Origin of the sequence: Mycobacterium sp. Aquia_216 (genome assembly GCF_026723865.1) — a bacterium.
GTDB lineage: Bacteria > Actinomycetota > Actinomycetes > Mycobacteriales > Mycobacteriaceae > Mycobacterium.
This window is the reverse complement of sequence record NZ_CP113529.1, coordinates 251470-276671: the sequence shown is the minus strand read 5'-3', so window position 1 is coordinate 276671 and position 25202 is coordinate 251470. Positions and strand designations below refer to the sequence as shown.

Annotated in this window: 21 protein-coding genes; 12 read left to right on the top strand and 9 right to left on the bottom strand. The window is 65.8% G+C overall.

From position 1 onward, the window contains the following. Positions 1 to 5: 5 nt before the first annotated feature. From mycP (OK015_RS01315) to OK015_RS01270, 10 genes are all read left to right on the top strand, one after another. On the top strand, positions 6 to 1658 hold the full coding sequence (gene mycP / locus OK015_RS01315; RefSeq protein ID WP_268128656.1) for a type VII secretion-associated serine protease mycosin: 1653 nt from the start codon (positions 6 to 8) through the stop codon (positions 1656 to 1658). Then, positions 1655 to 3205, top strand: a complete 1551-nt coding sequence (gene eccE / locus OK015_RS01310; RefSeq protein ID WP_268128654.1) for a type VII secretion protein EccE — start codon at positions 1655 to 1657, stop codon at positions 3203 to 3205. The genes mycP (OK015_RS01315) and eccE (OK015_RS01310) overlap by 4 nt, the downstream gene beginning before the upstream one ends. Continuing rightward, entirely contained in the window at positions 3202 to 5052 is a 1851-nt protein-coding gene (gene eccA, locus OK015_RS01305; RefSeq protein WP_268128653.1) for a type VII secretion AAA-ATPase EccA, read from the top strand. Before eccE (OK015_RS01310) ends, eccA begins: the two co-directional genes overlap by 4 nt. A 156-nt stretch (positions 5053 to 5208) precedes the next feature. Continuing rightward, positions 5209 to 6555, top strand: coding sequence for a type VII secretion-associated serine protease mycosin (mycP, locus tag OK015_RS01300; RefSeq protein WP_268128651.1), 1347 nt, complete (start codon positions 5209 to 5211; stop codon positions 6553 to 6555). An 8-nt stretch (positions 6556 to 6563) separates the two neighbouring features. Next, the gene (gene eccE, locus OK015_RS01295) at positions 6564 to 7964 is read left to right on the top strand and encodes a type VII secretion protein EccE (RefSeq protein WP_268128650.1); all 1401 of its coding nucleotides are present in this window, start codon (positions 6564 to 6566) and stop codon (positions 7962 to 7964) included. A 137-nt stretch (positions 7965 to 8101) separates the two neighbouring features. Next, positions 8102 to 8449 carry a YbaB/EbfC family nucleoid-associated protein gene (locus OK015_RS01290; RefSeq protein WP_326498510.1) on the top strand — a complete coding sequence of 116 codons (348 nt, stop codon included), beginning with the start codon at positions 8102 to 8104 and terminating at the stop codon, positions 8447 to 8449. 73 nt (positions 8450 to 8522) lie between these two features. Next, positions 8523 to 9302 carry a sulfotransferase family protein gene (locus tag OK015_RS01285; RefSeq protein ID WP_268128648.1) on the top strand — a complete coding sequence of 260 codons (780 nt, stop codon included), beginning with the start codon at positions 8523 to 8525 and terminating at the stop codon, positions 9300 to 9302. A 12-nt stretch (positions 9303 to 9314) separates the two neighbouring features. Continuing rightward, positions 9315 to 10313 carry a glycosyltransferase family 9 protein gene (locus OK015_RS01280; RefSeq protein ID WP_268128646.1) on the top strand — a complete coding sequence of 333 codons (999 nt, stop codon included), beginning with the start codon at positions 9315 to 9317 and terminating at the stop codon, positions 10311 to 10313. Positions 10314 to 10371: 58 nt separating this feature from the next. Further along, the gene (locus OK015_RS01275; protein WP_268128644.1) at positions 10372 to 11415 is read left to right on the top strand and encodes a glycosyltransferase family 9 protein; all 1044 of its coding nucleotides are present in this window, start codon (positions 10372 to 10374) and stop codon (positions 11413 to 11415) included. Next, a complete protein-coding gene (locus OK015_RS01270; protein WP_268128643.1) occupies positions 11408 to 11965 on the top strand; it encodes a DUF4254 domain-containing protein in 558 nt (185 codons plus the stop codon). Before OK015_RS01275 ends, OK015_RS01270 begins: the two co-directional genes overlap by 8 nt. Before the next feature lie 4 nt (positions 11966 to 11969). Here OK015_RS01270 and OK015_RS01265 read toward each other — a convergent pair whose 3' ends face one another. The 4 genes from OK015_RS01265 to OK015_RS01250 all read right to left on the bottom strand — a co-directional run bounded on the left by OK015_RS01265 (position 11970) and on the right by OK015_RS01250 (position 15538). After that, positions 11970 to 12746 (bottom strand): hypothetical protein, encoded by a 777-nt coding sequence (locus OK015_RS01265; RefSeq protein ID WP_268128642.1) that lies wholly within the window; start codon positions 12744 to 12746, stop codon positions 11970 to 11972. Positions 12747 to 12773: 27 nt separating this feature from the next. Next, positions 12774 to 13733 carry a hypothetical protein gene (locus OK015_RS01260; RefSeq protein ID WP_268128640.1) on the bottom strand — a complete coding sequence of 320 codons (960 nt, stop codon included), beginning with the start codon at positions 13731 to 13733 and terminating at the stop codon, positions 12774 to 12776. Continuing rightward, positions 13733 to 14386: a DUF6065 family protein gene (locus OK015_RS01255; RefSeq protein WP_268128639.1), complete on the bottom strand. Its 654-nt coding sequence runs from the start codon at positions 14384 to 14386 to the stop codon at positions 13733 to 13735. The genes OK015_RS01260 and OK015_RS01255 overlap by 1 nt, the downstream gene beginning before the upstream one ends. Positions 14387 to 14569: 183 nt before the next feature. Further along, positions 14570 to 15538 (bottom strand): TauD/TfdA dioxygenase family protein, encoded by a 969-nt coding sequence (locus OK015_RS01250; protein ID WP_268128638.1) that lies wholly within the window; start codon positions 15536 to 15538, stop codon positions 14570 to 14572. 823 nt (positions 15539 to 16361) lie between these two features. Between OK015_RS01250 and OK015_RS01245 the strand changes: the two genes are divergently transcribed. Both OK015_RS01245 and OK015_RS01240 read left to right on the top strand, forming a co-directional pair. Beyond that, positions 16362 to 17834, top strand: a complete 1473-nt coding sequence (locus OK015_RS01245; RefSeq protein WP_268128637.1) for a PPE domain-containing protein — start codon at positions 16362 to 16364, stop codon at positions 17832 to 17834. 171 nt (positions 17835 to 18005) lie between these two features. Continuing rightward, positions 18006 to 20243 carry a secretion protein EspK gene (locus OK015_RS01240; RefSeq protein ID WP_268128635.1) on the top strand — a complete coding sequence of 746 codons (2238 nt, stop codon included), beginning with the start codon at positions 18006 to 18008 and terminating at the stop codon, positions 20241 to 20243. 3 nt (positions 20244 to 20246) lie between these two features. On the opposite strand, the gene OK015_RS01235 is transcribed toward OK015_RS01240, so the two are convergent. From OK015_RS01235 to OK015_RS01215, 5 genes are all read right to left on the bottom strand, one after another. Further along, positions 20247 to 20981 carry a hypothetical protein gene (locus OK015_RS01235; protein ID WP_268128634.1) on the bottom strand — a complete coding sequence of 245 codons (735 nt, stop codon included), beginning with the start codon at positions 20979 to 20981 and terminating at the stop codon, positions 20247 to 20249. Between the two features lie 105 nt (positions 20982 to 21086). Beyond that, positions 21087 to 22655 (bottom strand): type VII secretion integral membrane protein EccD, encoded by a 1569-nt coding sequence (gene eccD, locus OK015_RS01230; protein ID WP_268128632.1) that lies wholly within the window; start codon positions 22653 to 22655, stop codon positions 21087 to 21089. Continuing rightward, positions 22652 to 24436 (bottom strand): MinD/ParA family ATP-binding protein, encoded by a 1785-nt coding sequence (locus OK015_RS29160; RefSeq protein WP_268128631.1) that lies wholly within the window; start codon positions 24434 to 24436, stop codon positions 22652 to 22654. Before OK015_RS29160 ends, eccD begins: the two co-directional genes overlap by 4 nt. A gap of 103 nt (positions 24437 to 24539) precedes the next feature. After that, complete coding sequence (locus tag OK015_RS01220; RefSeq protein WP_268128629.1) at positions 24540 to 24830, bottom strand: WXG100 family type VII secretion target; 291 nt, start codon at positions 24828 to 24830, stop codon at positions 24540 to 24542. A 43-nt stretch (positions 24831 to 24873) separates the two neighbouring features. Beyond that, positions 24874 to 25185, bottom strand: a complete 312-nt coding sequence (locus OK015_RS01215) for a WXG100 family type VII secretion target (RefSeq protein ID WP_268128628.1) — start codon at positions 25183 to 25185, stop codon at positions 24874 to 24876. Positions 25186 to 25202 lie beyond the last annotated feature (17 nt).

The following is a 25202-nucleotide window of genomic DNA, read 5'->3' as shown; positions in this document are numbered from 1 at the left end:
ACCGGATGGCGCTCACCGCTCGCGCATTGACCCAGCGGGTCGCCGCAACGGCGTTGACGAGTCTGCTGGTTGCGTTGATTGCGGGCCTTCCCGCAGCGCAAGCGATTCCGCCGCCGGTGGTAGATCCCGGCCGGGTCCCGGCCGATGGCAAGCCGGCCTCCGACCAGCCGATGCGGCAGAGTTTCGCATGCGCACGAACGATCACCGTCGTCGATCCGAACGTGGCCCTGCCCGCGCCCGGGTTCACGATGCTGAACGTCAGCAAGGCCTGGCAGTTCTCCACCGGCAACGGGGTGCCGGTAGCGGTGATCGACACCGGCATCAATCCCAGTCGGCGGCTGCCGGTGGTCGCGGGCGGCGATTACATCATGGGCGGCGACGGCCTGTCCGACTGCGACGCGCACGGAACCATTGTGGGTTCGGTGATTGGCGCTGCGCCGCAAGGCACTCCGATGCCCGCGCCGATGCCGGCCGTTCCGGCCTTTCCACCGCCGGCGGGCCCACCGCCGTCCGATGCGGGAGCACCGCCACCCGGCGGGCCACCGCCGCCGCCCGCACCTCCGCCACCACCCTCGCCGGTGACGATCACCCAAACCGTGCCCGCGGCGCCGCCACCACCGCCCCCACCCGACGTGCCGTCGAATGGGCCGGGCGATCCCGCGCCCGGCCAGCCTGACGATCCGGAGGTGCCAGCACCGCCCCCCGGCGCGCCCGACGGGGTCGCCGGTGTCGCGCCGCACGCGGTCGTCATTTCCATCCGCCAGTCCTCGCGGGCCTTCGAACCGGTGAATCCCGGCGGCGGCGACTTCGAGGGGCGTAAGAAGGCCGGCACCATCGCCACGCTCGCCAGCGCCATCGTGCATGCCGCGAACATGGGCGCCAAGGTGATCAATATCAGTGTGACAGCATGTGTTTCGGCCGCCGACCCGCTGGACCAGGGCGCCATCGGCGCTGCCGTCTGGTATGCCGCTACGGTGAAGGACGCCGTCATCGTCGCCGCCGCCGGCAATGACAGCGAAGACGGCTGCGCCCAAAACCCGTCGTTCGACCCGCTGAACGCGTCCGATCCGCGCGACTGGCACCAAGTCAAGACGGTGTCGTCACCGTCCTGGTTCTCCGACTATGTGTTGTCGGTCGGTGCGGTCGACAACACCGGCGCACCGATCAGCAAGAGCCTGGCCGGACCCTGGGTGGCCGCAGCTGCCCCGGGTGTCGGGATCATCGGGTTGTCGCCGGAGAGTGGCGGACCGGCGAACGCCTACCCGCCGATCCGGCCGGGTGAGAAGAACATGCCGTTCTGGGGCACCAGCTTTTCCGCGGCATATGTCAGTGGGGTGGCCGCGTTGGTGCGAGCCAAATATCCGGCACTGTCCGCGCACCAGATCATCAACAGGATTCTGCAGACGGCACACAATCCACCGCGCGGAGTCGACAACCAGGTTGGTTACGGCGTGGTCGATCCGGTGGCCGCACTGACCTTCGATGTGCCTGCGGGGGAACGACTTCCACCGGCCGCTGCCAGTCGCATCATCCACCCGGCACCGCCGCCACCGCCACCGGATCACCGCGCCCGCGACGTGGCGCTGGTCTTCGCCGGCGTGGTGGCGGCCGCTATCGCGGTGGTGTCGTTGATCGTGCGAGCACGGCGCGAGCGATGACTGCCGCCACGAAGCTGACGATCATCGTCGCCATCTTTGCCGCCGCTGTACTCGGCTGGGCGGTTGCTGGATACCCGGGTGCGGCAGCGGGTTTGGTGATCGGAGTCGCCGTCGGCGTGATCCGCTGGCGGGGCCAGCCGGTGTGGTCCTGGCTGATGCTGTGGTTGCGGCGCCGTCGGCCGATGTGGTGGACCGAGCCGCTCACGGTGGCCAACGACCGCGCCGGCGGCGGCATCCGGTACCAGGACGGCGTCGCGGTGGCCGCGGTCCAGCTGCTCGGGAAGGCCCATACGCCAACGTTGTTCACCGGGTCGACCGCGACCTACACCGGCAACTCGTTCGACGTGACCGAGCTGTTGCCACTGCTGCACCAGAGCCTGGGGCTCACCCTGCATTCCCTGAGCGTCGTCACCGCGGGGGCGCGCCGGCGCAGCACCGGTGACTACTCGCGGGTGTACGACACGTTGATCGGCACGCCACCCTATGCGGGCCAGCGCGAAACCTGGCTCATCGTACGCATTTCGGCTCTGGACAATGCCGAGGCGCTGCGCGGGCGTACTTCGGTCGGCACCGCGACGCTCGCGGCCGCCCAGCGAATCAGTGCGGCCATGCGCCAGCACGGTATTCGCGCCAAGGTCGCGACGGCCACCGACATCGTCGAGATGGAGCGGCGGTTGGGCCGCTCAGCGCTGGATGTCCTCAATCGGCGGTGGCGATCGGTGCGCGGCGACAACGGTTGGTTGACCACCTACTGGTATCGCCCCGGCGACATCACGTCGGAGAAGCTGGCGGAAGCATGGTCGGCGCGCGTCGACGGGATCGTGCAGAACGTCACGCTTTTCGGCTCCAAAACAGCACCTGGCACGGCCACGGCAACCGTCACCGTGCGCAGCGCCCAACCACCGACGGCGTCGTTGAGTATGCGATTGCGAACCCTGCACGGTGAGCAGGCACAGGCGGTCGCCGCCAGCCTGTGTGGTCCGCTGCCGGCGCTGCGCGGCATCCGCCGTGGGGTGCTGCACGGTCCGCTCGTCATTCCGATCGGACCGTCGGGTGTGCTGCTGGGCAAGGTCGCCGGTGGGAACCGGATGATGCTGCCGCTCGACGACGCCGGAGAGTTCAGCCGGGTGCACATCGCCGCAGAGGACGCGTTGGCCAAGCGTTTCATCATCCGCCTGGCCGGCGCCGGCGAGCGGATTACGGTGCACACTCGAAACATGCAGCGGTGGGCCAGCGTTCGGATGCCGGAAATCGTCGTCACCGACCAGCCGAAGCCGGTGTCCGGCACCACGGTCAGCATTGTGGACGGCAGCATGTCGCCGGCGCCGCGGCCGAACACCCTGATTTCTGTCGGAGGGCCGGGTGAGCCCTATCGAGGGACCGCCAACGTATTGATCACTCAGACGGGCCCCGCGACGGTGGATGTGGCGGCCGGCCCTCACGTGCATTCGGTGGAGGTGGAGCTGTTCCGCGCCGAGAATAGATACGTATCGTCGGAACCGATGACTTTGCGAACCCCTGATCTCGAAGCGGTGGACACCCCATGACCAGCAGCACCACGCCGGCCGCCGCACGCAAGTATTTCGATGCGGCGATGGCGTTGCTCGACAGCGACGTCGCCTCGGCCGCCGCGCGGTTTCGGGAGGCGACCGAGGTCGACCCGTCGATGGCAGACGCCTGGCTGGGCCGTATTGCCGCGGGTGACGAGGCATTGTCGACCGTCGAACAGCTCTACACCTACGGGGCCCGGCTGCACCGGGAGACCAACCGGCTGGGTGCCCGCCTGTCGGCCCCGATCAAAGCCGGTCCGTATCTATCGATTTCGGTGACCGAGGCCTCGCATGCCGGCCTGGCGCTGGCCAGCGCCCTCATCGACGATCGCCAGTACGAGAAAGCCGAGGCGCTGCTGGCGGATTCGTCGCTGCTGGACACCTGGGAAAATCACCAGTGGAAGCAGTACGTCGAGTCCTATCTGATGTTCGCGACGCAACGGTGGCCGGACGTCATCTCGGTGGCAGCGGCCATCTTGCCACCGCAGGCCATCATCATGTCCGCGGTCACGGCGGCCACCTGCACGCTGGCAGCGCACGCTGCGGCACATCTCGGTCAGGCGCGGGTCGCGCTGGAATGGACCGACCGAGTCGAGCTACGCGCCGGATACGGCGGGCCGACCGAGGCACGTCGTTCCCATCTCGAAACCGCCGTCACCGCAGTCGATCCCAGTGACTTCCCGTTGATCGCGGCCGACCTTGCCTATGTGCGCGGGATGGCGCATCGCCAGCTCGGCGAGGAGTCCACGGCGCAGATCTGGCTCTCCAAGGCGACGATCAACGGCGCATTGATCGAGCCTGCCAAGCAAGCGCTGGGCGACCCCGCGCTGCAGCTGGTCGTCACCGACGAGGACGCCATCGGTTCCCGCACCAACAAATGGGATGTGACGACCGAGGTCTCGGAGCAGCAGCGCCAAGAGGAGGAGAACGAAGAGCGGCGCACCGAACTCCTGCAGGAGGGTCGCGCGCTACTCGACAATCAGGTCGGGCTGGCCGACGTCAAGCGCGCGGTCGCCGAACTGGAGGACCAGATCGAGGTTCGTGCGCTCCGTCTGGCGGCGGGCCTGCCGGTGGCCAACCAGACCAACCACATGCTGCTGGTCGGACCGCCCGGCACCGGTAAGACCACCACTGCCGAGGCGTTGGGAAAGATCTACGCCGGGTTGGGCATCGTGCGCCACCCGGAGATCATCGAAGTCAAGCGGGCCGATTTCTGCGGGGAGCATATTGGCGCGTCAGGACCGAAGACCAACGAGCTGATCAACCGGTCGCTGGGCCGGATCCTGTTCATGGACGAGTTCTACTCACTGGTGGAACGCCACCAGGACGGTCGGCCGGACATGATCGGCATGGAGGCGGTCAACCAGTTGCTGGTGGCACTCGAGGTGCACCGGTTCGACTTCTGTTTCATCGGCGCGGGATACGAAAAGGAAGTCGACGAATTCCTCACCGTCAACCCGGGTCTGGCGGGCCGGTTCAACCGCAAATTGCGGTTCGAGTCCTACACCCCCGACGAGTTGGTGCAAATCGCGATCCGCTACGGGCAGCCGCGTGCGACGGTTCTCGACCCTGCCACCGCCGAGGCGCTGAACGCCGCATGCGTGACACTGCGGGCCTACCGTGCACCCGATGGCCAGCACGGCATCGACGCCATGCACAACGGTCGGTTCGCGCGCAATGTCGTCGAGCGCGCGGAGCGACTGCGCGACTCGCGGGTGGCCGCACAGCATCGCGTCGACAAAGGCTCGGTGACGGTGGAGGACCTGCAGACGCTACGTACCCAGGACATCGTTGCGGCGGTCAAAGACGCGTGCACGGAAAAGCATGTGCCGATAGTGCTTTGACCAGGCCCCAGGCACGAGCGGATTTGCTCAGCGTCGGCGCGGCGAGCGTTCCAGGAAACGCGTTGTCGATCCGATCGGAAAGTTTAAGATGCACGCAGGCCCGCGACCGGGGTAGCGCGGTGGCGAAGCATGGCTTAGCGAATGGAGTGTCCGGCGGTGCACCGTATCTTTCTGATCACGGTGGCCTTGACGCTCGCGATCATCAGCGCACCTCCCGCCGTCGCGGTTGCCCCGCCGGTGATCGATTCGGCCGCCGTTCCACCCGATGTGACGGGGCCGGATCAGCCCCTCGAACAGAAGCGCGTCTGTAAGGCGCCGTTGTCGCTGCCCGGCACAAATTTCCACGATGCGCCGTGGCCCAACACCTACCTCGGCATCACGCAGGCCCAGAAGTTCGCCACCGGTGCGGGTGTCACCGTTGCCGTGATCGATACCGGTGTGGATGTCTCACCCCGCGTCCCCGCGGAGCCGGGCGGCGATTTCGTCGTCAAAGACGGCGACGGGCTCTCCGATTGCGATTCGCACGGGACGCTCACCGCGTCGATCATCGCCGCGCGGCCCGCGCTCACCGACGGGTTCGTCGGCGTCGCACCGGATGCGCGGCTGATCTCGGTGCGTCAGACGTCGGAGGCCTTCGAGCCGAAGGATTCCCAACCCGAGCAAGGCGACCCGAACTCCACACCGGCGGCAGGCTCGGTCCGCAGCCTGGCCCGCGCGGTGGTGCACGCCGCCAACCTGGGCGCCGGAGTGATCAACATCAGCGAGGCCGCCTGCTTCAAAGCCAAAAAGCAGGTCGACGAGACCACCTTGGGGGGCGCGCTCAATTACGCGGTCAACGTCAAGGGCGCCGTGGTCGTGGTCGCGGCCGGCAACGTCGGTGGGGATTGCGCGCAGAACCCGCCGCCCGACCTGTCCATACCCTCCGATCCCCGCGGCTGGCAAGGGGTTCAGACGATCGTCACTCCGGCGTGGTACGCACCGCTGGTGCTGACCGTCGGTGGCGTCGGGCAAAACGGCGCACCCAGCGAGTTCTCGATGCACGGACCGTGGGTGAGCGTAGCGGCGGCGGCGGACAACGTCGTCGCGCTCGGCCCCGGCGGCGACCCGGTGGACGCGTTGTCGGGCAAAGAGGGTCCGGTGCCGATCGCCGGAACGTCCTTCGCCGCGGCGTACGTCTCCGGTCTGGCGGCGCTGCTGCGACAGCGGTTCCCCGACCTGCCGCCCGCGCAGATCATGCACCGGATCACCGCGACCGCACGCCACCCCGGAGGCGGCGTCGACGATGCCGTCGGCGCGGGCATCATCGATGCGGTCGCGGCGCTCACCTGGGACATCCCCCCCAACTCGGCACCGAACGACTACCCCGTGCAAGCAATCAAACCCCCGGTGCCGGTACCGGGTCCCGATCACGGGCCGATCGACGCTGTCACGATGGGGGTCATGGGTTTGGTCGTCGCGCTGGGATTGGCCGCATTGGTCGGGCTCGCCCTGAAACGACACTGACGAGACTCATGCAATCACTACGCCTCCGGTTGAGCAGCGGCCACGCCATGTGGGCGGCGGCACTGACCCCGCTGTGCATCCTGCTGTTCATGGGCACGCGCTACGAGTGGGCGGGCCCGACGCTGGTGGCAGTGGGCGCCGTGGTCGCGATCGTCACGTTCCGCGGCCGGCGGCTCACCGGCTGGGTGGCGGCAATGTTCGCCTGGTTGCTGCGACACCGCAGGGCTCCCGAACCCCCCTCGGAGCCTGAGGTCGGTGCCACCGTGTTGCCGGGCGATCACGTCGCGGTGCGCTGGCAAGGCGAGTACCTGGTCGCCCTCATCGAACTCATCCCTCGGCCGTTCACGCCGACGGTCATCGTCGAGGGGCAGGCCAACACCGACGACGTCGTCGACACTCGGCTGCTCGAGCAACTGCTGTCGGTGCACTGCCCCGACTTGGAGGCTGACGTCGTGTCCGCCGGCTACCGGGTCGGCACGACGGCGTCCGCGGATGTGCAGAGCGTGTACCAGGAAGTGATCGGGCGTGATCCGGCCCCGGCGCACCGCCGGACCTGGATCGTGATGCGTGCCGACCCGCGGCGCGCCGCCAAGTCGGCGTTGCGGCGCGATGACGGCGCCGCGGGGGTCGCTCGCTACCTTGTCGCGTCGACCACGCGGATTGCCGACCGGCTGGCCAGCGGTGGCGTCGACGCGGAATGTGCGCGCAGCTTCGACGATTTCGACCGCGCCACCGAGATCAGCTTCGTGCGGGAGAAGTGGTCGAAGATCAAGGGGCGCGACAACTTCACCGCCGCCTACACCGCACCCGGCGGACCGGATGTGTGGTGGTCGGCACCCGCCGACCACACCATCACCAGGGTCCGGATCGTTCCCGGGAAGGCGCCGTGGTCCACGGTGTTGCTGACCACGGCGCACAAGCCGACACGGCCACGGGGTTTTGCGTGCGTGTCCGGCGGCCAGCGCGCCGCGCTGCAAGGCCAGACCGTGGTCTCCGGTCACCACTGGCAGCTGCCGATCGGTTCAGCGGGCGTGTTGGTCGGCGAAACGTCGAGCCACTATCCGGTCTATATGCCGTTCGACGATGTCGATGCGAGCATCAACCTCGGTGATGCCCGCGTATTCATGCAGTTCACCGTCCGTGCAGCGGCGGCAGGCGGAATCGTCACCCTGGCACCGCAATTCCAGGAATTCGCCGACCTGATCGGTGCGCAGATCGGGCCGGAGGTGAAGGTGGTGTGGCCGAATGCGACGACGTATCTGGGCCGGCATTCCAGCGTTGATCGGGTAATCCTGCGCAACAACGTCATCAGCACCCCGCGGCATCGCCAATTGCCGATCCAACCGATTGCCCAGCCCGAGGAAAGCCGCTATCTGACTGCGCTTCCGGGTAGGCGGGACGGTTCCTGACGACCTCGGTTCGAGCCAGATGAACAAGAATTTAACTGTCATCGGGGTACCTCGCGCCGCCTTAGACTGAAGGCCTGCCGCGGCGAAGGTGATCGCCCAGGCACCCTGGCTATCCCCGACGCGAAGGACGATCCGAAGTGCAACCACAAGAGCACCCGCAGGCCACTGCGGTCATGGGCGAATTCAAGAAGTTCAACGATGTCCTCGAGGGCACGCTGAAGCACATGGGCGCCGGATTCTTCACCGCCAAAGACGAGACCGAGACGGTCGAGGTGGTCATCAACGGCAGCCGGTGTGTGACGCAGTTGCATATCGAGGACGGGTTGCTGCGGTTGGGTGCCGAAACGGTGGAGGAGCGCATCAACGAGGCGCTGTTGAAGGCGAACGCGGAAGCGTCGGCCGACCTCGATGCCACGTACGGGCAGACTCTTGAAGCGCTGTCCAAGATCGTCGATTCGTTGCAGAAGATCACGGCCGAGGATTAGGCGGACGAGTTTCACGCCGCGGCGTGATTGTCTTGCCACGACCCGCTTGTCGTCCAGGGGATACGGTCGAGCCGTGCAGTTGTTCGTCGTGGGACCGCCGAGGTCCGGGTTGACCATCGTCACCCAGTACCTCAACCACCATGAGGACATCAAGATCTTCGACGAGATCGATCTGATCCAGGTCGACCGCGGGTCGATTGTCGGCACCTTGGCGGCCTTCCTGCTTGAGCGCGACGTCTACCAGGCCTACCGCCGCAGCGCGCAGGAAACTGCCGACCCAGCCGGGGCCCTGCGGGCGATCATGAGCGAAATCGCGCGCCCCTGCACGATCTGGGGTGAGAAGAACCCGCGATATGCGACGCGGCTGGACCATCTCCGGCGATGCTTTCCCGAGTCGGCCATCCTCTTCGTCCTTCGCGATCCACGTCAGGTGGTGAACTCCTATCTGCTGCACCGAGATTCACCCGCACGCATGGATGTGGATTTCTGGATCAAGGACACGGTCGCCGAAGCCTTCGCGCTCTTGCAGAGTTGCCTGGAGCCGCTGACGGCCGACGACGCCGACTTGGTGGTGCTGCGCTACGAGGCTTTCGCCGCCCGGCCGAAGGAGACGCTCGACGCCGCCTGCGGCAGTTGGGGCCTCAGCTTTTCCGACAGCGCCGGGCCGCTGTCCTACAGCGCCCCGGAAACCGCCGGCGACAACCAATTCTTTCGGCGCGGCACCCCGCTGCCTTGGAAGGTCGGCAACCTTGCGCCACTGCGCCAGGTGCCATCGGCCCGCGACCGCATCGACGCCGACGATCCAACCTGGTCCGAGGTCGACGCCCTGGCACAGCGCCTCGGCTACAACTGAGCAGGTCCGAGGATGACGCTAAGCGATTTGCTGCAGGCGGAGAGACCCGCGTTTTGTTTCGTCACCAATGTGGGCGACGCCGTGCTGGCGCTGCCGACGCTGCGCGCTCTGGGCGAAATGTTCAGTGCCCCAATCACATTAATCTGCCCCAAGGCCGCATTCGACCTGTGCTTCCGGGAGGTAAGCCCGCGGCTTGTCGATGTCACGGGGCTGCCCCTGACGGGACCGCCGCCACTGCCGGGAGGACCCGAGCGGCCCCTCGATTACGACGCACTGGCGTCGGAGATCGGTCCCGTCGATGTCTTCATCGACACTCTGCCGTGGAGCTCGCTGTCCAGCGTCGTCGTTCAACCGCTGCTGCAACGCCTGGCGCCCACGACGAGCATCGGCTTCACGACCGTCGGCCACGACATCGTGGTCCCCAAGGGCGACTGTCATTCGGCGGACTCGACGTTCAGGTTGGCCCAGCTGTTCGATCCGTCGCTGCACATCGAAAGCTACGCCCAGCCACTGCCCATACCCGCAGCCGTGCAGGAGCAGGCACGATCGATCCGTGCCGCGGTTCCCGCCGGGGTCAAAGTGCTTGTCGTGCATGCGGACAGCAATTGGATGGAGAAGCGCTGGCCCGTTACCAGATTCATCGATCTGCTGGACCGGTTCTTGTCGCGCCACCCCGACTTCCTGACCTGGGTGGTCGGGATGGGATACGAGGAACTCAACGTCGGGCGGCACGGCGACCGCGTGTTCGCGCGTCTCGGTCTGCCACTTGACTTCACGATGGGGCTGGTGGCCACCGCAGACCTTTTCGTGGGAATCGATTCCAGCATGTTGCACGCCGCCGATCTGGCGCGAGTGCCCGGCGTGGGGCTTTTCGGGCCAACGCGCGCCGCGGAATGGGGATTCAGGTTCGCACCACACCGGCACATCGACATGAGCACGATGGCCGATATCACCGTCCAAGCGGCCCTGGATGCGATGGAGGAGCTTGTTGACTGCCCGCGAAGCCGATGACTTTGTGCTGCGACGCTACCGCCTTGCCGTCTAAGCTCTCGCTGGAGGTTGGACGAGGTTGAGCGAAATTACTGTCCTACGGCGCGGCCACACGTCAAGCATCGAGGCTGACGTGCTCGACAACATGCTGCAGGCGCCCACCCCTGCCGTGTATTTCTCCACCCTGATCGGGGACTCGATCCTGACGTTGCCGGCACTGCGTGCGTTATCTGAAATGTTCACCGCGCCACTGACATTGATCTGTCCGAAGTTCGCCTTCGACTTGTGCTTCCATGCGGTCAGTCCACGCTTGATCGACATCACCGGCATCGCCCCGGCCGGACCGCCGATCGGGCCGCACGCACGCAGAATCCTCGATTACGAAGACCTGGTTGCCGACATCGGCACGGTCGATGTGTTCATCAACGCGGTTCCGTGGGACATACCGTCGAACACTTTCATTCGTCCCTTGTGGCGACGCCTCGCCCCCACGACGAGTATCGGTTTCCCGACCGACGACGACTACGACATCATCGTCCCGAGGGATCTCCCGCACTCGGCCGACCTGACGTTCAAACTCGCCCGGCTTTTCGATCCGTCGCTGCAAATCGAAGACTATGCACAAGCCGTGCCTCTCCCGCCGTCGGTGGAACAGCAGGCGCGATCAATGCGGGCTGCCGTGCCTGGCGGAATCAAGGTGCTGGTGGTGCACGCCGATGCCGGCTGGACGGAGAAGCGCTGGCCCGCAACCAGGTTCATCGACGTGTTGGACCGGTTCTTGTCACGTCACCGCGACTTTGTGGCCTGGGTGGTCGGGATGGGAGACGAGGAACTCAACGTTGGGCGCGAGCGCGATCGCGTAATTCCTTACCTCGGGCTACCACTGGACCTCGCCCTGGGCGTGGTCGCCAACGCCGACCTTTTCCTGGGGGTCGACTCCTGCATGCTGCACGCCGCCGATCTTGCGAAGGTGCCCGGCGTCGGCCTTTTCGGTCCCACCCGGCCGGAGTTATGGGGGTTCAGATTCGGTCCGCACCGGCATGTCGAGAAGACCACCATGTCGGACATCACCGTGGAAGAGGTGCTCGAGGCAATGGAAGAGCTTATCGGAGAACATGTCTGAACGAGATCTCCTGTTTGCCGTGCGTCAGTTCCACGACAGCGCCGTATTGTGGCACTCCGAAGAGCCGGCCGACTCGTCGGCTATCGGCAGTCTCGCGGCGAAGGCGCTGCATCTGCACGCGTTGAACTTCGCGCTGTGGCATCACGAAGACGCTGTTCGCCGGCCTGGCGCTGACGACCACGAGGTGGCACGCACGAAGCGTTGCATCGACGACGTCAATGCCCAGCGGAATGCCGCCATCGAGGACATCGATGTGACCCTGCTGGATCGCGTCAATCTGAATCCGAGCGCGCCGCTGCACACCGAATCCCCGGGCACCATCGTTGACCGGCTTTCCGTACTTGCGTTGCGGATCGTGCACACGAATCGAGCGGACGAGCCCGCCGCGCGCCTTGCGGTGCTCGACGAGCAGTACGACGATCTGTTCGATGGGCTCGAGCGGCTTCTCGCGCGCCTGCGGGCCGGCGAGGTCAAATTCAAGCTGTATCGGCAGTTCAAGTCGGCGGCGCAGCGAAGTTACTGTGACGTGTTCGAGAGCCGCGAGACCTGAGGCATCAATAGGCCGCGGAGCGCCACCACTGGGTCCAGTCCAGGTACGGGTCCTTGTGTTCGTCGTACTGAAGATGAAGTGCCAGTGAGGGTATCGGGGTGAACAGGGTTACCTGATCGCGCCAGATCTTATTGATCGTCGATGCTTCGAAGATATGGTGCTGCTGGCCGTACGGTGTGCTCGAATGACGGGCGAGCTGTTCGAAAAGTTCCCAATTTCTGCGTAGGGTCTCGACCTCCACCCAACAGGTGTTCGTGGTGTGCGTGTTGGTACGCCAGTGTCTCCTGGTGCCGTAAACGACCCGGCACTCCTCCCGGCTGAAAATCGGGCTCCAATAGTTCTTCGGATCGTCATAAGGGTGCAGAGCGATTTCCCGGCCACCGAGGTGCTCCCGGAAACGCAGGTGCACGTCGAGCATCTCCTGGATCGCCGACGGGGTATGCAAGTAGTCGTCCTCGACGAGGTAAACCAACTCGCGAGCAACGTCGTGCGCAGTGGAAAACGAGGCGAGACAGGATGCGTTGTATCCGCGATCCTCTAGCGCGATGAATTCAACCGGGTGGTGGCATTTTTCGAGGATTTGATGCAGCGTCGGCAGCACTTCGGGCGACGAGTGATCATCGAAGACACGCAAGACGATGTCGCCCTCGGCGTGATTGATCGAAGTGACGAGCGATTGCGTACAGCGAAGCATGACTTCGCTTTTGGGCGCGTCGACGTAGCGATGCGCGCCGTGCACGCTGATGTCGGAGTGGGTCTGCAGGTGGATGTCGAGCTTCATATCACAGCGGCCTGCCCTTCTTGTTTGTCATCGCTCGCCCGACGCAAGTGCGCGATAGCCGGCCCCGGCGAATCGGTCTGCGGCCTGCCGCATCGTGCCGGACACCGGCCGGTCTTCGGCAGCGCCGCCAAAGGGCCGAGGTGTTGGGTCCTTCGAGTAGAACCGGGATTGCCGGATCATCCGGGCGATCGCTGCCGGACTCGTCTCGAGCCCGAAATGTGGTGCCGCGCGAGCCCACACCGCATCGGGCAGGTCGACATAGTCGATGACGAGCCGTCGCGCCGGTTCGTCCGCTGCGGCCGCCAGCATCGCGCCAATCGCGCGGGACGCGAACTCGGCGCGCCCCATCGGCGGAATCAGCGCCTGATCAATCCCGAAGAGCTGCGCTGCTTTACGGTGAACGGCCTGTGATCCGAGCCAGCCCGGCGGTTCGGCGAGGAGCGAGGCCAGGACGCGAACCGGATCTCGTTGGAGCCAGATCCACGGAGTGTCGGGAAAGGCCGCAACAAGAACCTGGCGACGCAGAATGTTCCAGCTGGTGCATTTGAGCACGAGCCGCTGCTCGTCGCCGTGCCGGCACCGACCAAGCGCCCGCACCAACAGCCGCACGGCCTTGACCAGGACAGCCTGATCGACGTGTTCGGGATCGAGCCCCAGCAGCGAGTTCAGCGGCGCCGGCTCGGCGATCACGACGACGCCGGGCAGTGTCGCGAGCAGGCGCGACAGTAGTGTCGATCCGCACCGCGAGACGTGAAATATCATGCCCGCCGGCTCGAGTGACGGTGCGCTGTCGACGGCTGCGAGCTCGTCGAGCCCGGTCCGAACCAGTGGCCGGGCATTCGGGCCGGATTCCCAGCGGGCAACGGTCTGGTCGAAGAAGGGATCGGTGAACCGCTCCGCCGAAAGGTCGGCCCATAAGACTGCCGGAGCTGGACCGGAGAAGTCCAACCGGATCGGCGTCCAGGCGGCGAGGTCGGAGAGGTCCATCAGACGTACGGCGGACTCGGTCGTCCGCAGAGTTCGTCTTCCACCCGCGCGAAAGACCGTAAACGCATGCGGGTTTCATGCTGCGGTGCAGCCGAACCGTCAGGGAGCTTGCCCCGAAAGTAGTCCTTCTGCCAGCCCGCCTGGCGCGCGAATGATCCCGGATACTGCAGATCCGTATTGAAGGCGCGGCGATTCTGCCACCAGGTGTGATAGGCCGCGCTCAACTCATCGGGCGCCGCCGCGATCGATACCATCTTGGGGACGAATTCGTCGAGCTCGCCTCGTCGTTGCGGTACCAGCATGCCGACCGGCTCTCCCTCTTCGAAGGTTGCCCAGACCCGTGGCCGAGTGAACTTCCAATTGATAGTGAAAGTTGAAGGAGACCAGTCGGTTTCGACGATTCCCTCCAGAGCTGCAACGCCGTGCTTCGGGCAGTTGACCGGACCACGGACCAGCAGATTGAAACCGGGCGGGGTGCGGAACAGAAACGGGAGGCTCCAGGTAATTATCCCGTGCCCGAAGTGACTCGCCGGCCGGAACGTCGTCGCATTGTCGGCGCATTCGAACTCGATGGAATCTGCGGCAGCCCCGCCATTCCAGCGCGCCCGGACACGCGCGTTGTTCACGACGAGCCAACCGGCCTGGTTGGCCATGAGCAGGGGCAAGCACCGATTGGCGAATCGTTCGCGTGTCGAGTCCCATCCAGCCGCGGTGCCGCGCAGCCGGGACCAACTCGACACCGTGCCCGCTGTGCAGCTCGTAGGCAATGAGCTCGCGATCCGCCGCTGCGCGCCCGCTACTGCCGGAAATCTCCGCTGACATCAGATTCCCGCTCTCTAGTCCGCAATCGATTCGGGTGTCCCACCACTGAGTTGCCGGCTGCGTCGCCCGTGGATATCCACCGGGACGTCGCCGATCAGGGTGACACGGTGCATCACGCGGTGCTCGTCGTCGTAGTCGTCGACCGCGCGGTGCTGGGTAGCGTAGTTGTCCCAGATCGCGACGTCGCCCGCTTCCCAATCCCACCGGATAGTGTTCTCCGGCGCGGTGATACGGGCTTGTAGCAATTCGAGCAACACCCGCGATTCGTAGTTCTCCAGACCAACGAACCCGCGCGCCCATCCCCCGAGCAGCAGGGTCCGCTCACCGGTCTCGGGGTGCACTCGGACCACCGGATGTTCGACGCGGAACGTGGATTCCTCTTCGCGCGCGGCGCTGAGCTGGTTGCTCAGCATGTTGGTGTCCTCCAGCGCGTGATACGAGGTGGGGATGCCACCTGGCGTCAGCACGGAGCCCACACTCTCGACGAAGTCGAGCTGGTCATAGCGGTTGCTGCTGTGCATTGCCCACAGATTTTCGGCCAGGTGTCTCAGCGGCACGGACAGCGCCGCGTATGCCGCAGCGGTGGATGCCCACAGTGTCGATCCGCCGTAGCGAGGCAGGCTAACCGCACGCAGTATCGAGGCCTTTGGGATATTGAGGGTGAACGTGTGATCGGTGTGCCAGCGCGTCGCCTTGCCCCGTCGGGAGTCGACGAGGGACACCCCCGGCGGGCCACCGGGAATGGCGTGGGCGCCGAACACGCGGATTGGCGCGCCAAGCCGCTTGGCGAAGGCGAAATGCCGGTCGTCGTCGAGGTGGTGCTGATCCCGGAAAAAGACCACCTTGTGACGCAGCAGCGTCGCGTGGATCTGATCCACCACGCTCGGATCGAGATCGCCGGCCAGCCGCACTCCATCGATGCGGGCGCCGATGTGGGTGCCCAATTTGATGGCGGTGAGCGCGAGCTGCGCCGGCTTTACCATCGCGGTGTCCCTCCTGATTGCGGGCGTCTCCGGTGGTGCGGACGGTGCGGATACTGCATTGACACACATCGGTGTGGCGATGCGAATATACCCATCCCTACCCGGTCTCGCGGCATATCGCGATCAGGAGATAACTGTGCTCAGTCGGCAGGCAGTTGATAGCCGAATGTTAGTGCCACCCAAGGGGTTTGTAGTGGATCACGAACCGGGCCGAGAAGGAGGTGAGAAACTACCGTTTCGAGCCGGAGTGGCGGCGCAAATTCGTAGACGAACTGTCGCAACCCGATGGAGTGTTTTTCCGCGCGGACCATTGACGGCAAGCCGCCGGGACCACACGTGACAAACATAGACCGCGGGTGAAGGGCAGGGGTTGGAATTTAACGGCTGATGTCAGCAAGCCGAACCCGATCGCAATCGAATCCGAGTCTGTCGTCGTCTCGAAGAATTGCCGCGGGAAACCGCAGGGTCCGCAATGAGTGGACGCAAATCGGTGCACGTCGGTCCTGTTTGGTGGATTACGATTGCACTCGGTCGTGGTCGGAGCCCCGCTGCCCCGCCCGCATGTCCTGGCAAGGCGAAAGAGGTGGCCGGTGATTGCACCGCATCTTGCTGAGAGGCGAGACGGCGATGCGGGCCGGCCGCCACGGACGGCAGCGTCGCGCCCCGGCGATGTACCCCGGGGCCCACTCGGGTGTCGACCAAGCAGTCTTGCGGCACAACACAATTGGTACTTCTCGGCACCGCTATCTATAGATCGAGTTGGCGCCACCAGAGAAATGGACTACCGGGCCCAAGGGCTTGGGCATGAGGAGAATGAGCCGATATGACGCAGACGGTCAACGTCGAATACCAAGAACTCATGGCGAGGGCTGACGAAATCGAGGCACCGCTGCCGAAGCTGCCCCTGGGCAACCCGCAAGCGCCATGCAACCTCTCATTTGTCCGTGACGCTGCCGTACAAATCGCGATCAACGCCGACTCGTTGCGGTTGTACATCCAGGCGTGCCAGCGGGAATGGGGCTCGCTGGCGAAATCTCTGCGAAATGCGGCCAAGGCATACGAAGAGGTCGATGAGGGCGCGGCGGACGACATCAACGCCGTGAACATGGACGGGACGACGTCCGGCTCATCGGCGAAGTTGTCCAGCGACGGTACGGTGGGGCTGCTGTGCGACCCGGACTACATCCCGGCACCGCCGCCCCCGCCGCCGCCCCCGCCGCCGTTTCAATACCCCTACTACGAGGTGAGGCAGGCGGCGACCGACATCGAGCTTCCCGACCAGGGGACGGCGTTTAGGGCATTCGCCTCCGATTGGAACAGCTACCAGCTGAAGTTCCAGCAGCTGGCCTACCGCTTCAGGCCCTTTCTGCAGTGGGAGGGCGACGCGAGGGATGCCGTCGAGCAAAATTTCGCGCAGCAGAAGCAGTGGATTTTCGGCATGGTGACGCAGTGCACGACGCTGGCTAAACAGGCCCAGATGGTCGCCGACGCGCACAAAAGGGTGAGGGCTTCAGGCGGTTACGCCGGCAACCCCATACAGTGGGGGCAGGAGGGCGAACACCCCGCGTCCTATGAAGTATCGCAGTGCGATTATTGGTACCGGTCCTACGTGCAAAATAAAAGTCCATATTTATATATGGCGGTGGACTGGTACAAAGACCTGCAGAAAAGGTCGGAGACGGCGTTAGCGACGTATGTTTCGACGGCCGGAATTCCCTTGCCCCCGTTGAATCCGAGTGCTCCTTTCGGCGCCTACGTCATCAAGCCACCCGATGAGAATCCCGATGTTCCGGACGTTCCGGACGTGCCGGTGGTGCCCACCGACCCGTCTGCCAACATGCCCATGATGCCCACCATGCCGACGCTGCCGTCGGCAGGCATGGGCGGCACGCCGCAAGTGCCACCAACGCCGGATGCCCAGGCGCTGGTGGACAAGGCGATGCAGAAATCCGGTCTGCCGAAGGGCGGTGCCGGCGGCATCAAACCGGCGTCCGTCGGCGGCGGGGGCATGCCGAAGATGCCGCTGCAAGGCTCCGGAGAAGGCGAAGCGTCGTCGGCACGGCCGGCGGCTGCCGCGGGTCCCGGGCCAGCGACCGCGGGCTTGGGCAAGGGACTGCCGGGTGCCGGCGGGATGGGTGGCGGAATGGGTGGCATGCCGATGGGCGGTCACGGCGATAAAGGCGGCGGCAAAGGCAAGCGCATTGCGGGGGCCGACGAGGACTCGCTCTACACCGAAGAGCGGGCATGGACCGAGGGCGTGATCGGTAATCGTCCGCGCAAGGGTCCCGAAAAGTAGCGACTCGAGCCAGCCACCGGACTCCGATCTGGTGATGCGCGCGTGCCGCGGCGGACGCGTCCGTTTTGGTCGCCGGAGAGCGTGAATTTTGCCGCAGTTAGCTTGCCTGGACCTCGATTACGCTTATTAATCATGATGTCCGGCAGTCCCGCGTGGCGAGAGGAGTAGCTGATGGGCCTCGCGAAGCCGACGGGGGGATATGCCGGGCAGATGCTTGATCCGGGCGGGTGGCCGGACGTCGATGAGCAAGTCTTCTACGACCGGGCCCAGGAGTACACGCAGGTTCTGCGGCAAGCGACCGATGTCATGGAGGCCAGCCAGTCTCGGCGGGCCGAGATCTTCGACGGAGGTACTTGGTCGGGGAGCGCCGCGGGTGCTGCCAACGGCGAATTCGGGACGCTCCTCGACCAGATGGTGACCCTGCAAAACGGTCTCGCCACCGTGATCACCTGGCACAAATACGTTGCCCAGGTCGTCGTGCAGGCCAAGTCGGACATCACCGACAACGTCGTCGAGGCGCATCGAACGATCAACGCCCTGGAGACTGACACCAGCCTGGACGACGCCGAGCGCAACCAGCAGATCGAAGCGGTGGTCAACGCGACGCACGGGGCCAATGAAAGCATCGTCGATGGCACCGCCGCTCAGGTCCTGGTCAGCAAGGCCTGGAAGCCGCCGGCCAACGCCCTGCAGGATCTGCTCGACCAGAAAACACCGCCGCCCGTCGTCATGCCGGACGGTCCCACCGGGCCGCCGTCCCCGCGGCCGAGGCCCGCACCGCAGGTTCCCGTCATGCCGGGAACGGGTGGGCCCAAGCCGCCCCGCATGCCGGGGACGGGTCAACTCACGCCGCCGGCGACGCCGGGAACGGGCGGGCTCACACCGACGACTCCCCCGTTGGATGGCGGCGGTCTGCTGCCGAACAACCCTCCGGCGGCTGGACCGGCCGGACCGCGGCCGCTGACCCCGGTCGGGCCCAGCCCGGCGGTGCCGGGCAGTGGACCGTCGGCTCCGCTGGGCCCGGCGGCTCCGGCAGTGCCGTTGAGTCCGGCGGCCGGGGGAGCACAGCCAGGCGGGGGTGCGGCCGGCGGCAAGGGCGTAACTCCCGCTGCGGCGTCGGGGCCGGGGGTCGCGCCGGCGTCGGTGACACCTGGCGAGGAATCGGCAGCCGGGGCGCAGGCCGGGGGCAGTGGCGTGCCGACCGCGCCGATGGGAGCCGGCGGAGCGGGCGGCGGCTCCGGCTCGGGCGCCAGGTCGGGTGGGCCCGTAGGGCAGAAGCCCGCCGACAAGTCGGCCAGTACGCAACCCGCAGCCAGCGCCCGACCGTCGAGCAAGAGCAAGCCCCGCGCCCAACCGACGCATGCTGACCGCGCCGAGATCGCGGAAGCGGTGGTGGCGGCGCCGGCTGTGGCGATCCCGGTTTCGGCCGCACGGCTGGAACGTGACGCGGTCGCCGAGGCCGCGAAGGCTGATGCGGCGCGGCGAGCCGGGCCCGACGCGCTGCAGTTGGCACGCCGCATCGGTGCCGCGCTCAACGCGGCGGACAGCGGCGGCGGGATGGATCTCGGGTTCTTCTGGGTGACCGGGGTAACCACCGACGGCTTGATCGTGGTGGCCAATAGCTTTGGTCTGGCCTACATCCCCGAAGAGGTGCAGTTGCCGCCCAAGGTGTACCTGGCCAGCGGCGACGAGACGATCCCCGCCGCCGAGCGGGCGCGCTGGGCCACCTATCCGGTGATGGCGGTGCGGGGTTGGGCGGAGCACCACGAAAAAGAGTTGCGGGCGGTCATCGGCACCGAGGAGCAGTTGGCGAATTCGGACGCCGGGGTGGCCAAGATCGTGTTGGAGCGAGACGACATCCCGGACACCGGTGAAATGGTCGGTCGGTCGCGGCTGGAGGTCGTGGATCCCGAGGCGGCGGAGCTGCTGGCCACGACTCCCCATGAGCGCTTGGTCGACCTGTTGCCGCCAGCACCGGTCGGGGCCGAGCCGGCACCCGAGCCGGCGCGTGAGCCGCAACCCGAACCCGCGGCGGTGGTGGAACCGGAGGCGGCGGCGGTGCTCGTCGCGCCGGGCGCGGGGCCGATGCGGATGGGGGAATTGCTGGCCCAGATGCCGCTTCCGGAGGCCGTGGCCGATGCACCGGATGCACCAGCAGATGATCGGTTCCTGTTGTGGTTCGAGGTCATGAAGCCGTTGGCCAGCGACGCGCCCGGCCGCCAAGCTGCGCACCTACTGGCGTTCCAGACCTACGCCGCACACGCCGAAGAAGTCCTCCTCAGGGAGGCGCACACGGCGGACGACCTTGTGATTCAGCGCAATGCCGTCGCCGACTGGATGTACTGGAAATACCTGGCGGGGCTGCTCAGCGATGCCCTGGCCGACCCGCGCTTGTTAAGTCCGGCTTAGCGGTCAGAGCGCAGTCTCTGGCTGCGTCGTCTGCGGTCGGCCGCCGGCCGGAGCCTGGACGGGAGCACTCCCGGAGCCTTGCTTGCCCGACGCGGCGCCGTCGGCGTCCTTCGTCGTTGCGTCGACCAAGCGCGATTCGTCGGCCGGCTCTTGCGTGCCGTCCTTCTTGGTGTCGTCGGCGAGCTTTGCCGGCGCCGCGCCCGCGTTGCCCATGCCTCCGCCGGCCTGCTGCACGCTCTGCATGAGGCCTTGCATGCCCTGGGTGAGGGGTTGCGCCGCCTGGGTCAGGCCCGCCAGCTGATTGAGATTGCTGGGTGCGGCCGGTTGCGGCTTCTTGTCGGGCTTCTTGTCGGGAGTCTTGTCGTCGTTCTTGTCCGTCGTCTCGGCACCCGGCAGTCTGGGTGCCGCGGCCCTCGCCGGTGGGTCCGTCCCGGCGGGTTCGGCCGTGGCCAGGAACTGAACCTTGGCGACGTGCTCGCCGAGCAACTGGTCGGTCTGGGCGTACATTTCGGCCGCAGTGACGATTTTCGATCCCGTATTGGTCAGCGCGGCTTGGACATCCGGCAACCCGGTGATCACGGGAGATTCGATTATCGGCATCGTTTGGTTGATGGCCGCCGACACGGAATCGGCTCCGGTCGCCGAAATCGGTGGTGGCGCAGCAGGCAATACCTGGTCGCGCACGGCGATCCCGTTAGTTTTGAGCCGAGCGGGGTCCACCACCAGTGATTCAGTCATGGTCTCGTCCCTTTGTGTGCGTGGCTATCACAGAGATTTTACCGAAGTCGCTGCATGCCAAGTGCAGCAATATTTCTCGGTTCATCGTCGCAGTGCCCGACCGGGTCAGAATTGGATATTGCGGACTGTGTCATAGATGCCGGTTATCCAGAGCAATAACGGGAGAATGGCCGCGACTACGGCGCCGTCGAACAATTCCAGGGCCCGCTTCATCACCGGCGTGATTCGCCGGAAGCCGGCCGCGGCGCCCACTATCGCCAGCGCGATCAGGCCTCCCACCAACAGAACAACCACGAACCACTTCGCGCTTTGCGGGTACCAGATGCTCAACCGGATGGTCACCCCAATGGGTATGGCGACGGTGGCCGCCAGTAGCGCCCACGCGCACCAGCGCTGCGCATAGAGCCTCGATCTGAACGCGCACATCACCGTCACCAAACCGGCCACCACCAGGCTGTGCACGAAGAAGTGTCCGCGCACCAAAATCGCGATGACACCGGCGGCAAGAATTAGGGTGCCGGCCGCGACGAACCCGGTCAGCAGCTGCTTGGCGAGTTGGCTGCGTTCGGTAAGTCGCACGGCGGAATCCGGCACCGACGCGATGATGGCCTGCCAGGTCCGCGTCTCTTCGTCTCCGGTGGCTTCCTCGCCCGCGATGGGATCAAGCAATTCCTCGTGTTCCACGGTCTCGCCGGGAGCGGGGATCGGCGGCAGGGCGATCCGTGCGAAGACGACGGTCAACTTGGCCGCGTTGGTCACGGTGAACAAACCGAACACGATTGCCGCTGCCGGCACCCACTGCTGCCAGCCGTATCCGTAGGCGAAGGCGGTCGCGGTGAGCATGATCCCCGTGACCGCGGCGAACGAGGCAAGCTCGATACGGCGATGAGGACCGCCCCGCGAGATCAGCGTCAAGAACAGCAGCGCCGCGGCGCCGGCGGCGAACTGCGGCGGCCCCAACGAGCCGACCATCCCGCGCGGTCGCGGGATGGCCATGGCGACGGCCACCACGATCAGGGGAAACGCAGTCGCCAGCAGGCTCTCCGACAAGTTCGGGTTCCGATAGAACCTGTTGGCGGCCCAGCTGCCCAACAAGACAATCAGCCCCGCGGCCCCTAACCCGATCGGCCACCACAGATGGTGCCCGTTAGCCGCCCACGCCACGGCGCCGATTCCGGTCATCGCCAACGTCACGACTGGAATGGCCACCCCGACAAAGCGATTCAGCGCCGCCCGGTCGAACTCCGGCGATTCGTCCAGCACCGCGATCGCATCGATGACGTCCTCGACGAGCGGACGGTACCGCTCGGTACGACTCACCGGTACCAGGGTCAACAACGAGCCATCGACGACGACCGCGTCGTCCAATGATTGGTCGGCCTGCAGCGGGGGGGCTCCCGGGCGGGCAAACGTCCACGCGCCCTGCGCGGCAAAATCGAAACCGGCGAGGACATCCGCCGGCGTTTCTCCCAAGATTTCAGCCAACACCGAGACGGTGTCGTCGACATAAGTTTCTATCGGCGCCGAGGAGGGCAGCACGACATCGGTCATCCGCCGGCCGGTAAGGATCGTGACCCGGGTGGTCGAGGGCTTGGCCGCCCCGGCGCCCGGGGCTGCCGGAGCGGCGGCGGCTCCCGCGCCGCCAGCAGTTTCAGTGGCGGTGGGCGCGCTCAACGACGTTCACCCCTGTCGAAATCATCGGACAATGCTGCGGCTAGCTCCAGGATCTTACGCTTGTACATGGGGTCCAGAAGGCTCAACTGAATCTCGGTGCCGGCCGCGATGTGTTTATCCCAGGGCAACACGATGACCCGACCGGGCTGTACATACTGCTCGAACTGCCGCACCAGATCAGCGACAGCGATATTGGTTTCTCCCGGGGACACGTGGTTGATCGCCACCGTTGCGCGGGCCAGTAGATCCTGATGGCCGTTATTGCGCAGCCAATCGATCGCGACCGCGGCTTGCCGGGCTCCGTCGACCGATGCGTTGGTCACGATAACCACCGCCGACGCCGTCGAAAGCACACCTCGGGTCACCGGGTCGAACAGTCCGGCCCCGCAGTCGGCCAGCACCAGGTTGTAGAACCTCGATACCGCGTCTGACGCATAGTGCCAATCCGATTCGCTGAACGCGCGACGTGCCGTGCTGTAGTCCTCCCCGGGAAGTACTTCGAGGTTGACCGCGTTAGCGCTGGTATGCGCGCGGACATCGTTGTAGTGCGTTAAATCTTTGTCGGCCAACAGATCCGCGATGGTAGCGTCGGACTGGCGTCCAGCCCGATCGGCGAGGTTCCCACAACTCGCATCGGCGTCGAAAGCCAGGATCCGATCGCGCCGCACCTGTGCGAACGCCGAACCGAGGGTGACTGTCACGGTCGTCTTGCCGACTCCTCCCTTCAGACCCAAAATCGCGATTTGATAGGAACCGCGGGGACTGCGGCGAATACGGTTGCGTAGGTCCAAGTCGTATTTCTCGTCGCGTGACAATCCCACATTGATGCGCGTCAGCTTATGAACCCAACGCCGCCAGCCTCGTCGGGAAACCATCCGGGTAGTCGACTTCTTGGCGGGTTTGACCGCGATATGGGAAGTCGCGCCGGGTAAGGGTTGATCGCCGGGCGCCTGCGGTGATGGCGAATCTAGTTGTGGTGCAACGCTTCTAGCGCGCCGCGGCGGCGGGGGAGCCGGGCGGCCATTGGCCGCCGGTGCAGGTGGTCCCGGGCGTGACCGTGGTGGCGGGGGGTCAGGTTTGGTGCGGCGCTGTTCCGGGTTGGCACGACGGCTGTGTGGCGCGTTGGAGGTGGGGGTGGGTCGGGTCTCGGCGGGGTCGCGAGGCCCGTGACGCGCGGGTCGTGTGTGCGGGGCAAGGGCCGCCGGCGGGGGGTCGGGTTCGATCGGCGGCGGTTTCGGCCGCGCCGGTGGGGGCTGGCTGTTCCGATCGACGGGCATTGGGGGCCGGTGGTTTTCGGGCCGGGGCGGTGTGGCTCGGTCATTCCAGTCGACCGGCATCGGGGGCGGTGCGTGCCCGTTGGGCTTGGGTGAGCCGGCCGGAGTCGGTGGCGCGCTCGCATCGAATCCCGAATTCACGTCGAATTCCGAACCCGCTGTGTCCGAGTGGGTTTCGATATCTTCGCCCGGAGTAAAGAGCTGGTCGTAGTTGACCGGCATGGGGGTCCGCGGGGGTCCGGGTTGGGGTGGCGGGGGTGGGTCGATCCGGTCCACCGGCATGGGGGGCCGGGGCGTTGCTTGCCGCGCTGGCGGGGGTGGGTCGCTCCAGTCGACCGGCAGGGGAGGCGGAGCCTGGGCAGGGGTTGTGGGCGCGCTCGTCGGCGTGGGCGGCGCGCCGCCAGCCGCATCGATGTCGAAGCCGGCATCGATGTCGAATCCCGAATCGTCGTCCGGGACCTCGCCCCCCGCGGGCGACTGAAAGAGCCGGTCGTAATCGGCTCCCATGAGAACCTCTCAGAAATCTAGCTATTCGGTGGGACACGAGAAGAGGCGAGTTCTCCCATCAGGTTGAACTCGCCCGATCCCGCATTTCGATGTTGTGTGCGTTCTAGGTGAACATCCCGGTGACGCCGGACTCCGTGTGGGACATCGTCTGGCTGGCCTCACTGATCGCCGTCGACAGCGACTGCAATGAGTTGTTGAGTTCGAGAGACTTTGAGTCCCAGTCCTTCTGGACGGCCTGGTAGGCTTCCGAACCGGTACCGCCCCACGCCTCGGCAAGCTTGCCGAGCGACTGGTTGCCTTCATCGAGAAGACTGTGAACGGTCTGCACCGATCCCGCGATAGCACTCGCGCCGGCCTCGATACCGCCGAAATTCCATGACTGTGCTTCGGACATAATTTTTCTCCGCTTCTATCTGATGTTGAGGGGTTAGGTGGGCTCAGAAGCCCATGTTCGATGCTTGCGACTGCAGGGCACTGGTCTGCTCGTCGCTGGTCCGGCTGTACTGGATACCGGCCTGGCTGATCTTCTCGTGAATGTCGGTGAGCGCCTTGATCTGCGCCTGGCCTGCTTCGTGGAAGCGACCCAACGCCTGCTGCGCCGCCGAGCCGGCCGAGCCTTTCCAGTGGCCGGCCAGTTCGCCGCCGGTGTGCTCTACCCCGTTGATGACCGTGGTGAGCTCGCTGGCGATCCGGTCGAAGTTGGCGGCCTCCGCGCTGAGGGCACTGGCATCGGTTTTCATTTCTGCCATGTTGGACTCTTTTCTGT

Excerpts from the sequence above, each read along its gene's own strand:
- mycP (WP_268128656.1), top strand. The coding sequence starts at position 6 with ATGGCGCTCACCGCTCGCGCATTGACCCAGCGGGTCGCCGCAACGGCG.
- eccE (WP_268128654.1), top strand. The coding sequence starts at position 1,655 with ATGACTGCCGCCACGAAGCTGACGATCATCGTCGCCATCTTTGCCGCC.
- eccA (WP_268128653.1), top strand. The coding sequence starts at position 3,202 with ATGACCAGCAGCACCACGCCGGCCGCCGCACGCAAGTATTTCGATGCG.
- eccE (WP_268128650.1), top strand. The coding sequence starts at position 6,564 with ATGCAATCACTACGCCTCCGGTTGAGCAGCGGCCACGCCATGTGGGCG.
- OK015_RS01280 (WP_268128646.1), top strand. The coding sequence starts at position 9,315 with ATGACGCTAAGCGATTTGCTGCAGGCGGAGAGACCCGCGTTTTGTTTC.
- OK015_RS01270 (WP_268128643.1), top strand. The coding sequence starts at position 11,408 with ATGTCTGAACGAGATCTCCTGTTTGCCGTGCGTCAGTTCCACGACAGC.
- OK015_RS01265 (WP_268128642.1), bottom strand. The coding sequence starts at position 12,746 with ATGAAGCTCGACATCCACCTGCAGACCCACTCCGACATCAGCGTGCAC.
- OK015_RS01260 (WP_268128640.1), bottom strand. The coding sequence starts at position 13,733 with ATGGACCTCTCCGACCTCGCCGCCTGGACGCCGATCCGGTTGGACTTC.
- OK015_RS01255 (WP_268128639.1), bottom strand. The coding sequence starts at position 14,386 with ATGGCCAACCAGGCCGGTTGGCTCGTCGTGAACAACGCGCGTGTCCGG.
- OK015_RS01250 (WP_268128638.1), bottom strand. The coding sequence starts at position 15,538 with ATGGTAAAGCCGGCGCAGCTCGCGCTCACCGCCATCAAATTGGGCACC.
- OK015_RS01245 (WP_268128637.1), top strand. The coding sequence starts at position 16,362 with ATGACGCAGACGGTCAACGTCGAATACCAAGAACTCATGGCGAGGGCT.
- OK015_RS01240 (WP_268128635.1), top strand. The coding sequence starts at position 18,006 with ATGGGCCTCGCGAAGCCGACGGGGGGATATGCCGGGCAGATGCTTGAT.
- OK015_RS01235 (WP_268128634.1), bottom strand. The coding sequence starts at position 20,981 with ATGACTGAATCACTGGTGGTGGACCCCGCTCGGCTCAAAACTAACGGG.
- OK015_RS29160 (WP_268128631.1), bottom strand. The coding sequence starts at position 24,436 with ATGGGAGCCGATTACGACCGGCTCTTTCAGTCGCCCGCGGGGGGCGAG.
- OK015_RS01220 (WP_268128629.1), bottom strand. The coding sequence starts at position 24,830 with ATGTCCGAAGCACAGTCATGGAATTTCGGCGGTATCGAGGCCGGCGCG.
- OK015_RS01215 (WP_268128628.1), bottom strand. The coding sequence starts at position 25,185 with ATGGCAGAAATGAAAACCGATGCCAGTGCCCTCAGCGCGGAGGCCGCC.